Consider the following 18,443-nt stretch of genomic DNA (forward strand, 5'->3'; position numbering starts at 1 on the left):
TTTAGAAGAGGAGGGAAGCATTTGGCGTTTTACAAACGCCCGTTTGTATAATGCCAAATCAGGAAGTAAATTGCCACTATGAAGCGATACGTGGCCTACTACCGGGTGAGTACCACCAAACAGGGAACTTCCGGTTTGGGTCTGGAAGCTCAACAGTATGCTGTCCACCAGTACGTCCGGCCCCCGGCCCAGGTGTTGGCTCACTACACCGAGGTGGAAAGCGGCAAGCAAAACCAGCGCCCGCAGTTACTCGCTGCCATTGCCCAAGCTCGGCAGGCGGGCGCCACGCTGCTCATCGCCAAACTCGACCGGCTCTCCCGCAATGCCGGCTTCATCTTCGCCTTGCGTGACAGCGGCGTTGATTTTGTGTGCTGCGATATGCCCGATGCTAACACGCTCACCGTGGGTATCTTTGCCGTGCTGGCCCAGCATGAGCGCGAACTCATCAGCAAGCGTACCCGCGAAGCGCTGGCCGCCTTGAAAGCGCGCGGTGTGCGCCTAGGCGTGCCCGCGAATCTGACAACGGACGCCATTCGCCACGGCCAGGCTGTACGCCAACAGAACGCGCGCGATAACAAAGAGAACCGGCAGGCGACACGCCTGGCCGTGCTGTTGCGGCAGCAGGGCCTGACGTTGCAACAGATTGCTGAAGAGCTGCAAAAAGGCGACTATCAAACCCGGCGCGGCAAGCAGTTCGATGCCAGTGCCGTCCGCCGTTTGCTCCTACGTGAGCAGGCATAACACAAGGCTTAGTGGAGGTGGTATGTAGCAGCTTCGGAAGAGAACAGGAAGCAGGGCAAGTTCTCCGGCCAAAGCCGATTACCGTGGCTCTTAAATGTCTGTTTCCCTCACTGCTTATCTGTTAACTAGCGGCCTGAGCGTGACCTTTCTGCCATTGCGCCGCGCGTGGCCCATGGCAGTAGCCTTCTCACAAAAAAGCCCCTTCGACGAGGGAGGGGCTTTTTTGTGAGAAGGCTACCACTCTAATTGCAAGACACCACTTACTGGCCTATTTTAATACCTGATGTTCCAGCACCCCGATGCTACGGGTATACTTTGAAAATGGCAGGGGACGGATCTACGCGCACCTTGATGGCTACGCCTTCCTTCGCTACCACGCCTACAGCCGCAGCTTGCTCGATGTCCAGGAGTTTTTCGTTCACACTGGCCAGTCTCCCCAAGCGTCCACCATCTGGCGGGTTAGCTCAGCGGCCCAGCGGCCCATTAGCGGGGGCAACAACCTGCAAACAGTAGCACCCTATTAGATTATTTCCACCTTGGTCAGGCGAACAAATTGTTGACGGGAGATCTTTATTGCACAAGGCTCCCGTTATTTTTCCTACCGGGACGGTAGTACTCGCGAAGGCCCCCTTTTTGGGTACATTGTGTCTAATTCGGCTACACGGCTAAGGGAGAACACGGGATTGCGGGACGACGCTACTTTCAAAAGAAGGACCTGCTCCGTCTACCTTGTCAACCCATTTTTTACTCAAGGCCCGTTAGGATACGCTGCTTGAAAGCGGGGTCAAAAAGTTAGGTCCGGAAAGCGAAGCAGTAATTTTTTCAGAACCGTTTTGTTGGACCGCGCTGGCGAGCATAGTTGGCGTAATCACCTGCCAATAACAGTAGGGCCGAAAACCTATGACAAACTGGGCCTGCAAGAAGTCCTTAACATGTCCGAATACATTAGACCACCTCAGGTGAATAACTGTCAACTTATTTCCGGACAAGACAGTTTGAAGCCCGCCCTCTGACGTTTGCGGGTAGAACAACCCAAGCTTAGCTAAGAAATAATAGTCCGGCTTAATACAACTAATTTCATAAAGAAAGCCGAACTGGAAATAGCTCGGCTTTCTTTGTGTCACTCACACTAATCTAAGGTTGAATTTAGGTCTAATGCTAGTTATCGATGCCTACAACTATAGGGGCTGTTGAGGTGGTCTAGCTAAGCCGGACACAAGTGGGACGTGGTTTGAAGCTGGGTTTCGAAGTGATTGGGTGAGCGGTAGCCGAGGGCGGAATGGCGCCGTTCCGCGTTGTAATAGGCGATGTGGTGGCTGATTTCGAGCCGCGCTTCGGCCAAGCCAGGGAAGCTTCCGCCGTCGAGTAGCTCGGCCTTGAAACGGCTCCAGAAAGATTCCACATGCGCGTTATCGTAGCAGTTGCCGCGCCGGCTCATGCTCTGCAGCGCGCCATGTTTAGCCACCAGATCTTGGAAGCGAGTGGCCGTGTACTGACTGCCTTGGTCGGAGTGCACGACGAGCCCGACCGGGGGCCGGCGCACCACGAGCGCTCGGCGCAAGGCCTCACTGACCAGATCTTCGGGCATGGTGTCACGCACGTCCCAGCCGACAATCTTGCGCGAACAGCGGTCCAGCCACACAGCCAGGTAGAGCCAGCCGCCGCCTTGGCGCAGTAAGTACGTGATGTCGCCCACCCAGATCTGGTTGGGGGCCATAGGGGCAGGCTGGCCCAGCAGGCGGTTCGGCGCGGCGCGCACGGCCGGGTCGGAATCGGTGGTGCGGGGCACGAAGGAACGGGGCTTCTGCGCCCGCAGGCCGTGGGCCTTCAACACGCGGCGGATGCGCCAGCGGCCCACAGCGTGGCCCTGGACCTGCACTTCCGCCCGCAGCCGACGGGTGCCGTAGCGCTGGCTGTGGTGCACAAATGCTTCGCGCACGGCTACTTGCCAGGCCGGCTCGGGCGCTGTCTGGTCCCGCTGCTGGTACCAAGTGTAGTAGGCGGCCGGGGCCACGCGCAGCACCTGGCAGAGCTGGCGCACGGGCACTTGGCCAGTTCGCTGGGCGATGTGCTGGTAAGTGCTCACCGGGTCGGCTGGCCGAAGATGACCAAGGCTTTTTTTAAAATGTCGAGCTCTTGCTCGGCCCGTTTCAGACGGGCCCGCAGGGCGCGCACCTCCGGATCGCGCGCCACTTCTTCACTGCCCACCTCGGCCACGAGCTGGGCCTGCTGCCAGCGGTAAAGCAGCTTGGGGCTGATGCCCAATTGCCGCGCCGCGGCCTGCGTGCTGCGGCTCTCGCCAGCCAAGCGCAACGCCTCGGCCTTGAACGCCTCGTCGTATTTGCGTCGTTTGTCGGGCGACGCCCCGTTGGTTTTGGTTGCCATAACAAAAGAAAGATACGTCCTTCTTCTGTCCGTCATGCCTAGACCACCTCAATGCTCCATCCCCGCTCTTGAATGATCTTCGGGCTGCTCATCAGACGAGCTTCCTAAAGTTGGCACTTGCGCTTCTTATCCTCTTATTAGGGCGTAGGAGCGCGTCTAACCGCACGCTTGGCACTGGGTATATGAGCAGGCCACGCAACCGACTTTGCTTGAGCCAGTCGGTGTGCGCCTCCTGTTTCGACTAACGACTATCTTCGGAAACACACTTACCATGCAAGAGGGCCTTGTGCGAAGAAGTTGGGTGGTCATCTAGCGATGGCAACTAATAGGGAGAGGGTATCCGTCCTAATCCGTTACCTAATGGCTCCTTTCTTCTCCTCCCAAGACCACGAGAACTCACCCGAGTTGGCGTACGGGCCTCTTACTACTGCACTACTGCACTACTGCCAACTAAGGCGTCGGTACGGCTTCGTTACTCGTCGACTTCTCGCTCACTGACGGACGCATCGGGCAGTTGCGTGTCCCCAGTGAGGCGCGGTAGAGGCAACTGCGTAGCAACTACGGCCCCGCTGGCACGGCTATCTGTGGCGCTGTCTTCCCGGGCAGTAAGCCCCACAAGGTCGGCTGATGCCAGCACAGCGTATGCCTGCTGCTGTTGCGGTGCGGACGAAGGGCGCCGCGCCATCGGTTGACGTCTGCTCGCTACCGCTGTTTGGACAACTCTTTCAGTTCTATGTTTCTAAAATCAACCGGCTGTCCTTCGCTTTGCAGCGCAATGAACCCGCTTGCTAACAGTTTGCCATCCTGTTTCATCGCTGGATCAAAACGATTCACGACCCCGCCCCCAATCTGAGGCTTCGCATAGTGCATAACGGTGTCGCCATTGATAATATGGGTAATGCGCGAATCGCCCACCACAATGAGCTCGGCTTTGACCCATTGATCCCCATCATAGGTTTTCGAGGTCGATTCGATGCAGTGTCGCTCATCGAGCTGGCCCTGGTACACGATGTGGGTGCCCGGCGAACACATGTTGCCGGTGGGCCGCGGTTTGCCATCCCCCAGACCGCCTAAAAACTGAAACTCGACCGAAATGGGCCAATCCTGTTCTTTGGGCATCGTGTGCGGATCTTGCGCATGAAACATGACGCCACTATTGCGCAGAGTATAGCTTGGGGCCCCTTGTTGAAGCGCGCCCACAAAGCGGTACTCCAATTTGAGGTGATAAGCGGAAAAGGGGACTTTGTAATAGAGATGACCAAATTGGTCGTTGAAATCCCCATACTGATCATAGCGCACCTTGATCATCCCATCTTCGGCTCGGAATGTATTCCCAAAATTCTCGCCCACGTCATGGTGCTGGATTTTTACAACCCAATCCGTAAGATCTTGGCCGTTGAAGAGCTGGATCCATTCCGTATTCCCTCGGGAAAGCGTACTTGAGGTGCAACTAGTTAGGACCAGCAGTCCCAAGAGCGAAAGGGTAACTAGTCGCATGTGTAGTAGTTAAGTGGTAAAGATTGTTGTAAAATAACAAGTTTTATCCTGTGAAATGGAAGAAAGTATTCGGCAGCGGCAACTCGCTTTTACGGTTTCAGGCAGTGATAAAACAGCAGGTGCTACGAGGTTGGGGCTAGCGGGCAACTAGGCTCGTCCCTGACGAGTTAACTGCGCACGTGGTGCCTAGTCAGCGAGCGGCGAAAGGAGCAGGTTTTACGCCCGAGCACGGCGCGGTCCTAGCACCTGGAACAGGTGAGCTTTTGCGGACAAGGCTTGCTCATCGTCTTCAAAGAAGAGTAAAACCAACCTCTTGAACGAAAACGAGGACAAAACCATAGAACCAGACCAAGCACAAGAACAGCGCGATAATTCGGCGCTACACGCACCTCGATAATGTGCGCCAACATGATGCAGCCCAAAAGCTCGGGTTACAGCTGATAAGTAAAGATTATTAATCCTAGCTACTGCTTTACAAGTTGTGCTCCTTGGCACCTGCCTGCTAGCGAACTGCACCTGTTACGGGAGAAACTCAACCGCCCCATAATAGACGAGGGGCCACGCCCAGATCTGGACGTGGCCCCTCTAATACCTTCTCCGGCCTGGGAAGATTGCTCGGGGCGAAGATCAGAAGTTATATATGATTATTGCAAAATACTTGAAAAATTCATATATAATATAGTGACAACCTAAAGCGTACCGTGCCACAGGTGGTAACTGCATAATTGAGCTGACTTAAAAGGTCGCGTTGCTTATCCCCGCGCTAATAAGGCGAACAAGGATTCGTTCACGTAATTAAATAGTCAAGTCTAGACTCACGACGTGGGGCGACGTCAGTCCGCGCTAGCTGCCGTGGCGGTGGGTACGTGCGTGCGGCGGAAAGTGAGTGGGGGGATGCCGGTGTGCTTTTTGAAAAAGTTGTTGAAGTAGGTCGGGTACTCGAAGCCTAAGCTGTACGCAATTTCGCCCACCGTCCAGTCGGTGTCGCTTCCGTCACCAGCAGCTCAGGAACCCCTGCTCTGTGAAGCCCTCGTGCACTTCCCAGGCGTAGGGAATCAGGCGGTTGGTGAACACCAACGCGGGCCGGTCCACGACGTAGCTGCGGGTGGCATAGTGCAGCTCGTTGGTGCCTTTCAGCACCAGCACCACCTTGAACAGGTCGCGGCGGCTGAGCTGAAGTTGCCCATCCCGCAGCGGTGCTCCACGCCGGGCTGGGCCTGCACCACCTCGCCCTTGCGCAGTTGCCGGATGGGCTAGCCCTTTTCCTGGTGGTAGCCCACCCCGTCGGTTAAGAACCAGACCAAGCAGAAGACCGACGCCATGATCCAGCACTATGCCTGCCTCGACGACGTCAAGCGCGTCAATGCCGCCAAGTTCCTGGGCTTGTAGGGCAAGGCTAGACTGGACTGGACTAGAAAGCGTAAGCAATCCTGCACGGGCCGTTTCGTTTGTTGAAAGAACCTCGGATTACCCTCCTTTTTACCTGTTTTCATTTCCTGCTACCATAATGTCAACTGCGCTAACTTCTTCCGAAAGTAATACCCCAATCAGCCAGCCAACCCCGGCCCCTTCACTGGCCGAACGCTTGGCGCAAGTGCTGAGCAGCTCCGCCACGGCCCACGTGGTGTACGGCGAGCCCATTTCGGGTGAGGGCGTCACCATTGTGCCCGTCGCGCGGGCTCTCTACGGGTTTGGGGGCGGCAGCGGCACTAGCCCGCAGCAAGGGGCAGGCAATGGGGGCGGGGGCGGGGTAATCCTCACCCCCGTAGGCTTCATTGAACTCAAGGAAGGCCGCAGCCGCTTCCGCCCCATCCGGCCCTCAGTGGTGCCACTGGTGGCAGTAAGCGGGCTGGTGGCCTTGCTCTTGCTGCGCAGCATTCCGAAACTGCTGCGCAGCCGCTCGCCTAGGTGAGCGTTAGTGGCTTCTGGGTGCCGCTCTGTTAAGCACGATGGGATTATTCTTCACGTGTCTCGTCTTCTCTACGCCAAGGCGTCTTGTAACAAAGGGGTGTCGGACCTTATGAAGCACGCTGTTTGGCAGAGCTACGCTCAAGAACCTTCCTCGTGGATACTCTGATTTTGCTTTCTCCGCCTAGCAAGCTAACGCCTGTGCTGGCCGGTCAGTCGCCCTTTCCTCTACCTGTAATCCCAGCTTGTAGAAGCATAATAGCAGACGAAAATTATACTAATACATTATTTAATATAATTATATTATTTAGTTTTAGGTTAGGTTACTGCAAAGCAAGGGCTTCCAATTGACGCAACCCGCGCCTGGGATTGCCGCACTGCCGCTAGCAGGTTGGTCGTCCTGCATTCCACTACGCCCCTCATTTTCCAACCCGTTTCGTTTCTTTCCCACCCGTTATGAACCATACATTTACTTGTCTGGTGCTGCTGGTCACGGGCTGGCTCTGTGCCCAGCCCGTTGGACAAACCTACGCTCAACCTTCCGGCATTCCGGCTCCCACCCACGCCGAGCGGCCCCGGACCGCTTCGGCCGCCCGGCTAATTTCTCCCCCGGCGCGCCAGCCTTGCCGCACGCGCTGGCTGTTACGCGCGGGCCGGGGGCGAATCAGCCCGCTTCCTGGACCCCAACCCAAAAACGGCTGGCCTCCGGCCTGCGGCTCCCTCAGGCTCGACCGCCGCGCGGACGCTAACTACGGATACCGTCTTTCAGGCCTGGGTGGCCACCTATCCCCCCAGTCAGAATCAGCTTGATTTAGCCTCCGGCTTGGCCGTAGACGCGGCCGGCAACGTCGGCGTGAGCGGCTATGAGCAGAGCGCTACGGGGGCCGGCCCGAACTACGTTTTGGTTAAGTACGCGCCCAGTGGCCAGTTGCTGTGGGAAGCGCGCTACCCAGCTAGGGGAGGGACGAATCGCCTAACAGACGTGGCCGTCGATGCGGCCGGCAATTTCTACGTGAGCGGCTGCAGTGTTACCAGCTCACCGCTGGGCGAATCCTTTACCGTCCTGAAGTACTCGCCCAGCGGGCAGCAATTCTGGGTGGCCAACTACGAGGGGCCGGCCAACCCTTTCCTTCAACCAATCAAGGTGGTAGTCGATGCGGCCAGTAACGTCTACGTAATGGGCAACGCTGCCCTCAAGTACTCTCCTACCGGGCAGTTGCTGTGGCGCGTGATGGGGGGCACGGATCTGGTGGTGGACGCAGCGGGTAACGTGTACGTGACGGGCAGTACCACCACCAAATACGCGCCTAGCGGCCAGCCGCTCTGGCAGGTACCCACCGCCGGCACGACGGTGGATGTGGACGCGGCCGGCCAGGTGTACGTGAGTGGCACGGTCAGTTCCACTACTAGCAACACGGATTATGCAGCCCGCAAGTATGACGCCGCGACGGGTCAACTGTTGTGGGAGACGCGCTACGACGGGGCCGACAACGGCCAGGACGAAGTGGTAGATGCCGCCGTCGACGCAACCGGGAACCTGTATGTGACCGGCACTTCCTTCACCACCAGTAGGGGCGGCGTCTACCTGACCCTCAAGATTAGCTCCGGGGGCCAAGTGCTCTGGCACGCACCCTCGCGGGAGACGGGAGTCGGCCGGGAATCGGCCCGCCGGTTGGTCTTGGATGCGGCGGGCAACGTGTACGTGAGCGGCAACGCAGTGAACCTGGCGACCAGCCTCTCGGATTATCTGACCTTCAAATACGAGGGAGCCACGGGTCAACCGCTGTGGAACCGGCGCTACACCACCACGATAGTGCGGGACCGGGAAGACCAAATGGCCGACCTGGCCCTGGATGCGTTGGGCAACGTCTACGTCACGGGCACCACCTTCTTCTCCGGCATTTTTGTTGCTATTTTCACCACCGTCAAATACGAGCAGCACAGCGTGCAGCTAGGTTGGCAGGTGCGGTTCACGGGGGCGGGCCGCAGTGCCGAAGTGGGGAAAGATGTAGTTAGTGATGCGGCGGGCAACGTGTACGTAACGGGCTATGCCTACAACGGGCGCAACTACGACTACGCGACGGCGAAGTACTCTCGCACTGGGCAGCAACTCTGGCAAGCGCGCTACAATGGCCCGGCTGACAACGAGGACTTGCCTACTAATGTGGTGGTCGATACGGCAGGCAACGTGTACGTCTCGGGCACGAGCTACAGTGCCACCGAGAGCGACTATGCCACCATTAAGTATTCGCCTACGGGCCAGCAGCTCTGGGTGGCGCGCTACAACGGGCCCGCCAGCGGCTACGATCTCGCGGCCAAGGTCGAGGTGGACCGCGCCGGCAACGTGTACGTGACCGGCTCCTCTGATAACGGCAGCAACGGCAGCTACGACTATGCGACGCTCAAATACGCCTCGGACGGTCAGCTAGTGTGGCAAGCGCGCTACAACGGGCCTGCGGGCAGCTTCGATTTGGCGGCGGATGTTGTGGTGGATACGGCCGGCAACGTGTACGTGACGGGCACCACCTACTCCAGCAGCAGCAGTGACTATGCCACCCTGAAGTATGCTGGCCCCAGTGGTCAACAGCTCTGGGAACAGCTCTACAATGGCGCGACTAACGGTTACGATGAGGCCGCCAAAGTGACGCTCATCGCCGCCTCGGGCAACGTCGTGGTGACCGGCACCTCGGACGGGGGCGCCAGTACGGGCTATGATTTTGCCACGCTCGTTTACAAGGGGGCGAGCGGCCAGCCGGCCTGGAGCAGCCGCTACAACGATCCAGGCAATGGGGACGATGTGGTAGCCGACGTGGCAGTAACCAACCAAGGCGAAGTCGTGGTGGCCGGCACCTCCTACGGGGGCCGTAGCGCCGACTACAGCATCGTGCGCTATGCCGGCAGCAGCGGCGCGCTCGTCTGGCGCAGCCGCTACGATGGTCCGGCCGCCAGCTACGACGAAGTTAAGGCCGTGGCCGTTGACGCCGCGGGCAACGCCTATCTCACGGGCTTATCGTACAACGCCGACGGCAGCAACGACTACGCCACGGTCAAGTATGCGGCCCGGCCGCCCACGGGGGTGGGCCGGCGCTTGTGGGAGCAGCGCTACAATGGGGCCGGCAACAGCTACGACGAAGCGGCGGCCGTGACCGTGGATGAAGCTAACAATGTGTATGTCACTGGCTTCTCATTTGGCGCCGGCACCGGTTATGACTTCGCCACGCTCCAGTACCGCCAAAGCACGGGCAGTGCACCACTGATGGCCGCCAGCAGCACCTTGATGGGAACGGGCCGCGCTCCACTGACCACAGCAGCCCCTATCCGATTGGGGCCGGAACTGACTGTGTATCCAAATCCGGCCAGCGGCCCGACCATTGTGCGCTTCTGCCCGGCACACGATGGACCGGCGCAAGTATTGGTCTACAACCAGTTGGGTCAGCAAGTGGCCGCCTTGTACGAGGGGCCCGTGCGTCAAGGCCAGCATTACGAACTGGCGCTGGATAGTCAGAAGCTGGCGCCCGGCTTGTACACCTGCTCGTTGCGCGTCAACGGCCAGCGCGAGACCGTGCGCCTACTCATTCAGCCCTAACGAATGCCTGCGCTATCTAGCTCTTACGCGTTTCCGGCCTAAGGCTGGAGACGCTTTTTTGTTTGGCTAACTCGGCCCGCACGTGTCTGTTTCGCACGCAGAGCGGGCCGAGGCCGGGTTGTGCCGCCCCCTCATAGCCCGAGGCAGTTCGCTGCCAAAACGCGAGGACGACCATTGCTTTCTTCGGACTAGGAATTAAGGACTAGGATCGATAAAATTAAGTCTACGAGCCAAAGCGAAATCAATAGGTCTTGACAAGGGGCCTCTGCTGCTCGGGCCGGCCGAGCACATTCTGGCCGAGTCGCAAGAGCCAAGCATCCGCCAACACGCTAAGTTGGTGCAGCGCAATGCGTAGCGGCGGCGCCTGATCAGCCAGTTCCTCGACCTGAATAAGCTGGAAGCAAGTTGGTTGACGCTTGCGCCCATTTCCGAGGACCTGGTGTGCTTCGTGCGGGGCGTGTTGTGGATGTTTGAGTCGTTGGCCGAGCAGCAAGGCATTGGAACGTCTTTTACCATTAACCAAGCAGAACTGTACGCCGACTTCGACCCGGACTAGCTGGAAAAGCCGGATTATGAAAGGCAGTAAGGGCATAACTAAAGAGCAATGAGGGCAATCAACATGCTTGACATAAGTACATTCCTGCGGTTATGGTGCGTTGCGGCGCTGCTGGCTGCGTCCGGCCTAGGGTATGCTCAGAGCGTACCCTCTATCGTGACTACGGTACGCATCGACGCCACCCAGCCTCGCCAAACCATTGCCAATTTCGCGGCTTCCGACGCCTGGGCCTGCCAGTTCGTGGGTACTTGGCCCGCGGCCAAGAAGGAAGCAATTGCCGATCTGCTTTTCAGCACGGAGGCCACTGCCAACGGGCAGCCCAAGGGCATTGGGCTGTCGATGTGGCGCTTCAACTTCGGGGCCGGCAGTGTCGAGCAGGGCGAGGCCAGCGGCATCAAAGACGAATGGCGGCGGGCCGAATCCTTTCTGACGCCCGCCGGCACCTATGACTGGACCCGGCTGGCCGGGCAGCGCTGGTTTCTGGAGGCCGCCCGGCGACGGGGCGTGCGGCAGTTTCTAGGCTTTTTGAATAGCCCGCCGGTGTCGCTTACCCGCAACGGCAAGGCCTATGCCACCGCCAAACAACCCAACTTGGCCCCCGACCGTTATGCGGCCCTCGGCGACTATTGTGCCCGCATCATAGAAGGACTGCGCAAAAGCACTGGCATTACCTTCGACTATATTAGCCCCGTCAACGAGCCGCAATGGGACTGGAGTGATGGCGGCCAGGAGGGAACTCCCTTCTCCAACGAAGAAATTGCGGGCCTCACCAAAGCCGTCAGCACGAGCTTGGTGGCTCGCAAGCTGCCCACCCAAATCCTGGTTGCCGAGGCCGGCAAGCTCGACTATCTCTTCACCACGGCCGACAAGCCGGGGCGCGGGGACCAGTTGGGGGCTTTTTTCACTGACGCGGCCGTGCCCACGTACCTGGGCGGCACGCCCCGCGTCGCCCGTATCATTGCGGGCCACAGCTACTTCACTACATCGCCCCACGCGCTGGCCGTGGCCACGCGCCAGCAGCTCGCCTCGCGCGTGGCCACCGTGCCGCAGCTGACCTACTGGCAGTCGGAATACTGCATCCTGGGCGATAATGCGGGCGAAATCAACGGCAGCCCGCGCGAGCTGGGCATGGCCCCGGCCCTGTACCTAGCCCGCGTCATTCACCACGACCTCACCGTGGCCAACGCCACCGCCTGGCAGTGGTGGCTGGCCCTCTCGCCCTACAATTACAAGGATGGCCTGGTGTACGTCGACAAAAACAAAACCGACGGGGCCTTCTACCCTAGCAAGATGCTCTGGGCGCTGGGCAACTACAGTCGGTTTGTGCGGCCGGGGGCCGTGCGCCTGGCCGTCGAGCCTGCTGTTGCGGCGGCCGGTACGAGCACCCTGCTGGTATCGGCCTACCGCAGCGCCAACGGCCAGCAACTGATTACGGTGGTCGTGAACGAGGCGACCACCCCGGTTGCTCTACAACTGGAACTGGCCGGCCGGCGACTAGGAGCCAGCCAGCCCTACACCACCTCAGCCACCACCGACCTGCAACCCGGCCCACCGGTGCCCGCGGGCCAGGTGCTGCACCTGGCTCCGCGCTCCATTACCACCCTGGTGAGCGAATTACGCTAGCCCTGCCGCTTCCTTTGGCCGCTACTGCCCGCCCGGACACTTTGTTTAAATTTCCGCTCAAAACTACCCTTCCAGAATTGCAATTTTCAAGTAACGCTAGCAACTGGACTCATTCCGCGAACTGGCCCCAAACCCTGCCTCTGGGCAAACCTTTTACTTTCCAGCAGGGGCGTTTCACCGGGTAACCGGTAGCTCGTCGCCACTGGAACACCGGCTCGTTTCCAGACTGCAATTATTTCCTGCCAATCCCGTTCTGTGTCTCCCCCGCCGACATACTTTCCCGCTAGGCAAGGATCGGGCGGGGAACTACCTGCTATTCTTGCCCCCAGAAAGAATCGGCTGCTTGTTTGTTGTTTTTCTCTCCATGCTGCAACTCACTAATTTCAGGAAAGCCTATCACCACCAAGTGGTTCTTCAACTCGAGACGTTCACAATTCCGGCAGGTGTTTACTGGCTCCAAGGCAGCAATGGGTCGGGGAAAAGTACCTTACTGAAATCAATTGCGGGAGTGACTTCTTATGAGGGCGATATCATGCTCCATGACCGGTTGAACCTCAAGAAGCAGGCAGCCGCGTATCGGCGCGTGGTGAATTTTGCCGAAGCGGAGCCGCTGTTCCCCGAGTTTTTAACGGGAGTCGAACTCATTCGCTTATTCAAGGCCGCCAAAAACGCTCCGCAGCAGCAGGAAGAGTTTTACGTGGAAAGTATGCAGATGACCTCGTATGTAAACGAGCCCGTGCGCACGTATTCGAGCGGCATGCTCAAAAAGCTTTCGCTGGTGCTCGCCTTTATGGGGCGACCCACTTGCATTCTGTTAGATGAGCCCTTAACGACCCTGGATGCGGAATCCCTGCCTATTCTGTATTCCTGGATTACTCGCCATCACGACCAGCACGAGACGCTGTTTTTACTCTCGTCGCACCAAGCATTCGAGGGGGGACTTTTACCGCCCGTTCGGGAAATCCGCGTGGAGCAGCAGACGGTACGCCATATTGCGTGAAAAGACCCCTCACCCGCGCACTCATCAAGATCGTGGCCACCGGGTTTTACCGGCAGCACACGGGCTTCTTGCTCTCCCTGTTTGTCCTTGTCTTCATTAACTTCTTCTATACCAATGTTCTGAATCAAACGCATCTGACCCGCGAGCAACTGCTCCAGACGGCCCTCAAACTCGTCATCTCTTCGGTGAGCGAGCCCCTGGGCGTGGTCCTGTTGTTCGGCCTTTTCTTGCTTTATAGTTGGAAGAGTTGGCAGTATGTGGCCGGCCGGTTGCAAGGAGTCGATGTGCAGTTTCTTTATTACAGCAGTACGGCATTGCGTTGGACGCGCCAAGTGCAGTCCTAGACCCTGGTGCAGTTCGTGGTCTGCCTGCCCTTGGTAATCGTCGGCTTGTATGCGATGCTCGTCGGGTTTGCTTTCGGCTACTGGCTTGTCCCGCTCCTACTCCCCGTGTACCTGCTCGCCCTGCTGGTCGGTAGTGCAGTGTATTATACGCGCCTGCTCAACAACACCGCGGCTGCCCAGCCGGCACAAGCGGATGGGGTAGCCTGGCTCCGCAACTGGCCCAAGCCCTTGTTCAGCCTCTTTCTCTACGAAATCCTCGCCAAGAAACGTGTTCCTTATGCCATCACCAAAGTTGCATCACTGGCCAGCATAGCGCTCCTGTTTAGCGTATTTCCAGACTCTCATTCCGACCTTCGGCTACTCGGGATTATCGGCTTGTGCAGTGCGCTCACGCATGTGGTCCTGCTTTATCAGGCGAGCGAGTTCGAGTTGTTTTATCTGCGTTTCGTGCGCAACTTCCCGTACACTTCTTGGCAGCTATACGGTCAGCAGGCGGCCTTGTATAGTGTGCTGTTGCTACCCGAAATAAGTTGGTTCTTGCTGGTGGGCGACTTCCGCCAAGGGCTGCTGGGCGCCGCTTTGTTGCTCAGCGTTACCTTGTTTTTTCGGGCGCTGCTCTACTGGCTCGGCCACCGGCTGACGGGTTATCTACGCGTCGTGTTTGGCCTTTTCCTCGTGTTTCTCTTCACCACGCTATTCGGCTTTACCGAACTACTTATTATCAGCAATGTCATCGCAGCGGGGGTGTTGTTCTATCGCTACCAGTATAAGGACTAGAACACCAGCTTCCTTCTCCTAAGAGGGCGAAGTAGCGGTGCATGTAGTTAGTGTACACCACCAGTGCTGTTTTCTCGACGACGGGTTCTCGGGGCCACGAGCCCAACCGAGCCGTCGCCCACCACCGGATGTAAAGAGTTACAAGCTAAGGAACAACGCTTTGGCTTTCGGCTACACAATTGCTGCCCGCTAGCAAAACGACCTTGTACGCTGGTGGTAGAAGGGGTGGCCTCTGTTAGGGCACTATAAGCTGCTGGCGTTAGCGTATCAGGTGCACAAGCTACCCGCTTTAGTTGCGGTGAAAAGACCGCCGGAACGCCAGCGGCGAGAGGGCCGTCTTAGTTTTGAAAAACCGACTGAAGGACTGCGAATGCTCGAAGCCCAGCGTGTAGGCCACCTCGCTCACCGACAAGCCCGTGGTGGCGAGCTGTTCTTTGGCTTGCTCGATAAGTTTATCGTGGATGTGCTGCTGGGCGCTTTGGCCGGTGAGCGTGCGCAGCATGTCGCTCAGGTAGCTGGGCGAAACATGCAGGCACTCCGCCAAGTATTGGACCGTGGGGATGCCCCGGCGGAGCAGGTTCTCGCGGCGGAAGCAATCCGCCAACGTTTCTTCCAGCCGTTGCAGCAAGTCGCTGTGCACCGCTTTGCGCGTGAGAAACTGACGCTTGTAAAAGCGGTTCGCGTACGTGAGCAGCAGTTCGAGTTGGGCGATGACCACCTCCTGGCTGAATTCATCTAGGCGGCTGGCTAGTTCCGCTTCCATAGTTTTAAACAGCGCTAGGAGCAGCTCTTTCTCCTGTTCCGACACGTGCAGCGCCTCGTTGGCCGAGTACGTGAAGAAGCCGTAGTGCCGTATCTTTTTGGCCAGGGGGTAATGCGCCAAAAAATCCGGATGAATCAGCAGGGTGAAGTGGGCGCACGCTCCCTCCACGTGCTCCTCCGTGCCACCGATAAGCTGGTTGGGAGCGGCAAACAACAAGCCGCCTTCCTCAAAGTCATAATACCCTTGCCCATACTGGAGCCTGCTGCTCAGCTTGGGCCGGTAGGATATTTTGTAAAAGCTTAGCACATGCGACTGGTGGGCGCCACTCTCTGCCGGTGTGTGGGCGCCGTGGAGGAGGCTAATCAGCGGATGCAGGGGACTCGGTAAGCCGAGGGCTCGGTGCGCCTCGGACAAGGTAGCAAACCGTAGCGGCGCGTTTTCTGGCTTTTTCATTTTCCTAACGTAGTACCCCGGGTAGCCGGCAGTCACCTAAACTGCCGGCTGCCCAGGATGGTTTAGTTGGCGCCTTGAGCCGCATTGGCCACGGCCTCCCAGGCTTCCCAGGTTGCCAGCCGCTCGGCGTAGGCCGCGCGCACCGCGGGCAGGTTGTGGCGGCCCAGGAACAGCCGCAGAGGCGGCAACTCGGCATCAACCACGGCAAAGAGGGCCGCTGGCGTTGCGGCCGGGTCGCCTCGTTCCATGCTCCGTAAGCCCGCGAAAAAGTGGTTCTTGAAGTCGGTGTACACTTCTAGGCCGGCCGCAAACCGCAACGACTCCGGGCTGCCAAACTCGGTGGCATAAGCTCCGGGCTCGATGATAGTGACCTTGATGCCAAACGGGGCCACTTCGGCGGCTAGGCTTTCGTGAATCGCCTCGAAGGCCCACTTCGAGGAGCAGTAGGTGCCGATGACCGGCAAGGTAACATGGCCCAGGTTGCTCGAGGTGCCCAGGATGTGGCCGCTGCCCTGCGCGCGCAGCAGGGGCAAGGCGGCCTGAATGACGGAAACGGCCCCGTACACATTTGTTTCGTACATCGCCCGGATGTCGTCCAAGCTAGCTTCCTCGATGGTGCCGACTAAAGAATAACCGGCGTTGTTGAGTACGATATCGAGCCGCCCGAAGTGCGCGTGGGCCTGCGCCACGGCCGTTTTTACTTGCTCGGGGTTGGTTACGTCCAGGGCCAGCGGCAACACGTTGGCCCCGTATTTCGCCGTCAAGTCGGCGAGGCTGGCTAGCTGGCGGGCGGTAGCGGCGACCTTATCGCCCCGTTGCAAGGCGGCTTCCGTCCAGACGCGGCCAAAGCCGCGAGAAGCGCCCGTGATAAACCAGATTTTGGGGGCAGTGCTCGTAGCGGGCGTCGTGCCGGTGTCCCCGGCGGGGTGCGGTTGAGAGGTCATACAGGAGAATGTGTTAGTGAACAAGACAAAGGTCCGGTCCGACTGCCAGCGGTCTGTAGCCTGATTGCGGAAGTTTGTAACCGAACTGAAGCGTCAGCTAGGTTGCGGCTCCGGCCCGGGGCATACGGCGTGCTTTCGCTAACCGCACAGGAGGTAGTCGCGCACGCCGCCCGTCTCGCTGATGGCGGCCGAGTTAAGGCCTGGTTGGTTGCCGTGCCGGGCTGTGTAGTGGTAGCCATCGTTACCAAAGGCAAACCGAGTGGCTTCCTACGGCTGGTCGTTGCCCGTAAAAAGGCCAGCATTAGCGCGCGATGAGTAGATGCTGCGTCTCCACTTGCCCGCCACGGTACATTTGCCGCCCACTTCCGCGACGACAACTTCCTTGCCGCAGCGGCTATATCACTCAGATTGTACGTGCTGACATTGCCCAGCTTGAACTGGCCCACGCCGGGCCGGCCGAGCCAGTGGCGCTGGCCCCGGTAGGGGAAGACGTGCGCCAGGACCTCGTGCCCCTGGTAAAGAAATCAATGCCTGCCTCACGGTCGAAGGCGCGCCCGAGGCGGTGGTGTCCTTTTCACCGGCCAACCTGCGCTCGGTTGTATAACTGTCAGATAACGCAGTCTGGCCCGCGCAGGTACTGGTGCGCGCCGAGCAGACCCCGCAGGCCGTGGTGCTTACCGCACAGGACAACCCGGCGTAGATAATGAGGTGGGGCCGCCCAACTGCCCTACTTCCGTAGTGGCGCAGCACGATAGGCAAACAAATGCGCTAGCTGGGGTAGCCGCTAGCGCATTTTGTTCACATTAAGACCTGACGTGGAAATATCGAAGACAAGCCCTACCAGAACCGGTTGGTGCACACCGCCTGTGCTTTTTTCTTAAGGCGCAACCCTAGTAGCACCTCATGGCTATTCCTGTGGTAGCCAGCCAATTCCGAGAGACCTGCATCATAGGAATAGCCCAGTGTGAGCTGCTCGTAGCTGAAACCCACCATCCCCACGAACGAGTCGAAGGCACGCCATGATACGCCAGCCCACAGTAGGTCTTGGTACTTAAGCTTAGCGTTAAGGTCGAGAGAGAGCGGGGCCGGGTTCACGGCCTTCACCAGCACCGACGGTACCAGCGCCCAGTCCTCGCTGAGTGGCAACCGCACCCCGGCCGTAGCGAAATAGTGCCGCTTTAGGTAGTTGCCCGCGCCCGCGCCTAGCTGGTTGGGCCCATAAGAAAAGTCGAGCTTGTTGCCCAACAACTGCGCGCCCGATAAGCCCACGTAGAACTTGGAGCTGTACACCCATAACCCTACCGAGGCATCGAACACCCGCGAGGCGTCGCTGGCGGCGACAGTGGTGGGGTCGAAGAATTGCAGCTGCTGACCATCAACGGCAAACTGCTGCATGCCCGCCGACACGCCCAGTGCCGCCCGCAGGTCGGGCGCTAAAACTAAGTTGTAGGCGTAGGAAACGTAGGCACCTTTCCGGCTTGTGGGGCCGGTCACGTCGTTGTAGACGAGGCCTCCCAACGCGTGAAACGGCCTGCGCAGGTCGCGCAGGGTGCGCTTGCTGGTGGTGCGCCACTTGCCGAGGGAAGAACTGATGCTGGCGTAGTAGGTTTTGGGCGCTCCTTCCAGGCCCACCCATTGCGTGCGGTAACTGAACTTGACGTCGATGTAGTCCTCCACGCCCGTTGCGCCAGGGTTCAGAATGTAATTGTTGTTCATGTACTGGCTGTACTGCGCCTGCTGCTGGGCCAAGACCGGCGCGGCGGCCAGCAGCAACAGCGGGAGCAGCAGTATAGGTAACGCTCTTTTCATAACAGGAATGACCCTATGGGCTATCTAAGTAAGAAGAAGATGGGCCTGCTGCGTTGG

At 58.8% G+C, this 18,443-nt stretch carries 19 protein-coding genes and 1 pseudogene; 10 read left to right on the plus strand and 10 right to left on the minus strand.

Annotation, left to right across the window (positions count from 1 at the left end):
* Positions 1 to 78 precede the first annotated feature (78 nt).
* Positions 79 to 741: a recombinase family protein gene (locus ACFE7X_RS14150; RefSeq protein ID WP_375436327.1), complete on the plus strand. Its 663-nt coding sequence runs from the start codon at positions 79 to 81 to the stop codon at positions 739 to 741.
* Positions 742 to 835: 94 nt separating this feature from the next.
* The gene (locus ACFE7X_RS14155; protein ID WP_375436328.1) at positions 836 to 970 is read left to right on the plus strand and encodes a hypothetical protein; all 135 of its coding nucleotides are present in this window, start codon (positions 836 to 838) and stop codon (positions 968 to 970) included.
* A gap of 975 nt (positions 971 to 1,945) precedes the next feature.
* Here ACFE7X_RS14155 and ACFE7X_RS14160 read toward each other — a convergent pair.
* The 6 genes and pseudogenes from ACFE7X_RS14160 to ACFE7X_RS14185 all read right to left on the minus strand — a co-directional run bounded on the left by ACFE7X_RS14160 (position 1,946) and on the right by ACFE7X_RS14185 (position 6,051).
* Complete coding sequence (locus tag ACFE7X_RS14160; RefSeq protein WP_375436329.1) at positions 1,946 to 2,827, minus strand: IS3 family transposase; 882 nt, start codon at positions 2,825 to 2,827, stop codon at positions 1,946 to 1,948.
* The gene (locus ACFE7X_RS14165) at positions 2,824 to 3,126 is read right to left on the minus strand and encodes a transposase (RefSeq protein ID WP_324680471.1); all 303 of its coding nucleotides are present in this window, start codon (positions 3,124 to 3,126) and stop codon (positions 2,824 to 2,826) included. Before ACFE7X_RS14165 ends, ACFE7X_RS14160 begins: the two co-directional genes overlap by 4 nt.
* Before the next feature lie 472 nt (positions 3,127 to 3,598).
* Positions 3,599 to 3,811, minus strand: coding sequence for a hypothetical protein (locus ACFE7X_RS14170; RefSeq protein WP_375436330.1), 213 nt, complete (start codon positions 3,809 to 3,811; stop codon positions 3,599 to 3,601).
* Between the two features lie 17 nt (positions 3,812 to 3,828).
* Positions 3,829 to 4,623 carry a DUF1080 domain-containing protein gene (locus ACFE7X_RS14175; protein WP_375436331.1) on the minus strand — a complete coding sequence of 265 codons (795 nt, stop codon included), beginning with the start codon at positions 4,621 to 4,623 and terminating at the stop codon, positions 3,829 to 3,831.
* 833 nt (positions 4,624 to 5,456) lie between these two features.
* A pseudogene (locus ACFE7X_RS14180) lies at positions 5,457 to 5,606 on the minus strand (helix-turn-helix domain-containing protein); the annotation flags it as partial.
* A gap of 10 nt (positions 5,607 to 5,616) precedes the next feature.
* Positions 5,617 to 6,051, minus strand: coding sequence for a hypothetical protein (locus ACFE7X_RS14185; protein ID WP_375436332.1), 435 nt, complete (start codon positions 6,049 to 6,051; stop codon positions 5,617 to 5,619).
* Between the two features lie 79 nt (positions 6,052 to 6,130).
* Here ACFE7X_RS14185 and ACFE7X_RS14190 point away from each other — a divergent pair, with 79 nt between their 5' ends.
* The 3 genes from ACFE7X_RS14190 to ACFE7X_RS14200 all read left to right on the plus strand — a co-directional run bounded on the left by ACFE7X_RS14190 (position 6,131) and on the right by ACFE7X_RS14200 (position 10,117).
* Positions 6,131 to 6,535: a GerW family sporulation protein gene (locus tag ACFE7X_RS14190; RefSeq protein ID WP_375436333.1), complete on the plus strand. Its 405-nt coding sequence runs from the start codon at positions 6,131 to 6,133 to the stop codon at positions 6,533 to 6,535.
* Between the two features lie 452 nt (positions 6,536 to 6,987).
* Positions 6,988 to 7,341 (plus strand): hypothetical protein, encoded by a 354-nt coding sequence (locus ACFE7X_RS14195; protein ID WP_375436334.1) that lies wholly within the window; start codon positions 6,988 to 6,990, stop codon positions 7,339 to 7,341.
* Positions 7,307 to 10,117: a T9SS type A sorting domain-containing protein gene (locus ACFE7X_RS14200; RefSeq protein WP_375436335.1), complete on the plus strand. Its 2,811-nt coding sequence runs from the start codon at positions 7,307 to 7,309 to the stop codon at positions 10,115 to 10,117. Before ACFE7X_RS14195 ends, ACFE7X_RS14200 begins: the two co-directional genes overlap by 35 nt.
* Positions 10,118 to 10,358: 241 nt before the next feature.
* Here ACFE7X_RS14200 and ACFE7X_RS14205 read toward each other — a convergent pair whose 3' ends face one another.
* A complete protein-coding gene (locus ACFE7X_RS14205) occupies positions 10,359 to 10,709 on the minus strand; it encodes a hypothetical protein (RefSeq protein WP_375436336.1) in 351 nt (116 codons plus the stop codon).
* A gap of 120 nt (positions 10,710 to 10,829) precedes the next feature.
* On the opposite strand from ACFE7X_RS14205, the gene ACFE7X_RS14210 reads away from it, so the two are divergent.
* The 4 genes from ACFE7X_RS14210 to ACFE7X_RS14225 all read left to right on the plus strand — a co-directional run bounded on the left by ACFE7X_RS14210 (position 10,830) and on the right by ACFE7X_RS14225 (position 14,417).
* Complete coding sequence (locus ACFE7X_RS14210; protein WP_375436337.1) at positions 10,830 to 12,296, plus strand: glycoside hydrolase; 1,467 nt, start codon at positions 10,830 to 10,832, stop codon at positions 12,294 to 12,296.
* Positions 12,297 to 12,660: 364 nt separating this feature from the next.
* Positions 12,661 to 13,296 (plus strand): ATP-binding cassette domain-containing protein, encoded by a 636-nt coding sequence (locus ACFE7X_RS14215; RefSeq protein WP_375436338.1) that lies wholly within the window; start codon positions 12,661 to 12,663, stop codon positions 13,294 to 13,296.
* A complete protein-coding gene (locus ACFE7X_RS14220) occupies positions 13,293 to 13,640 on the plus strand; it encodes a hypothetical protein (RefSeq protein WP_375436339.1) in 348 nt (115 codons plus the stop codon). The genes ACFE7X_RS14215 and ACFE7X_RS14220 overlap by 4 nt, the downstream gene beginning before the upstream one ends.
* A 105-nt stretch (positions 13,641 to 13,745) precedes the next feature.
* A complete protein-coding gene (locus ACFE7X_RS14225; protein WP_375436340.1) occupies positions 13,746 to 14,417 on the plus strand; it encodes a hypothetical protein in 672 nt (223 codons plus the stop codon).
* 289 nt (positions 14,418 to 14,706) lie between these two features.
* Here the strand turns inward: ACFE7X_RS14225 and ACFE7X_RS14230 are convergent, their stop codons facing one another.
* Entirely contained in the window at positions 14,707 to 15,633 is a 927-nt protein-coding gene (locus ACFE7X_RS14230) for a helix-turn-helix domain-containing protein (protein WP_375436341.1), read from the minus strand.
* Positions 15,634 to 15,695: 62 nt separating this feature from the next.
* Complete coding sequence (locus tag ACFE7X_RS14235) at positions 15,696 to 16,577, minus strand: SDR family NAD(P)-dependent oxidoreductase (protein WP_375436342.1); 882 nt, start codon at positions 16,575 to 16,577, stop codon at positions 15,696 to 15,698.
* 129 nt (positions 16,578 to 16,706) lie between these two features.
* Here ACFE7X_RS14235 and ACFE7X_RS14240 point away from each other — a divergent pair, with 129 nt between their 5' ends.
* Positions 16,707 to 16,892, plus strand: coding sequence for a hypothetical protein (locus ACFE7X_RS14240; protein WP_375436343.1), 186 nt, complete (start codon positions 16,707 to 16,709; stop codon positions 16,890 to 16,892).
* A gap of 522 nt (positions 16,893 to 17,414) precedes the next feature.
* On the opposite strand, the gene ACFE7X_RS14245 is transcribed toward ACFE7X_RS14240, so the two are convergent.
* Positions 17,415 to 18,386 carry a type IX secretion system membrane protein PorP/SprF gene (locus ACFE7X_RS14245; RefSeq protein ID WP_375436344.1) on the minus strand — a complete coding sequence of 324 codons (972 nt, stop codon included), beginning with the start codon at positions 18,384 to 18,386 and terminating at the stop codon, positions 17,415 to 17,417.
* Positions 18,387 to 18,443 lie beyond the last annotated feature (57 nt).

This window comes from uncultured Hymenobacter sp. (assembly GCF_964242765.1).
Classification (GTDB): Bacteria; Bacteroidota; Bacteroidia; order Cytophagales; family Hymenobacteraceae; genus Hymenobacter.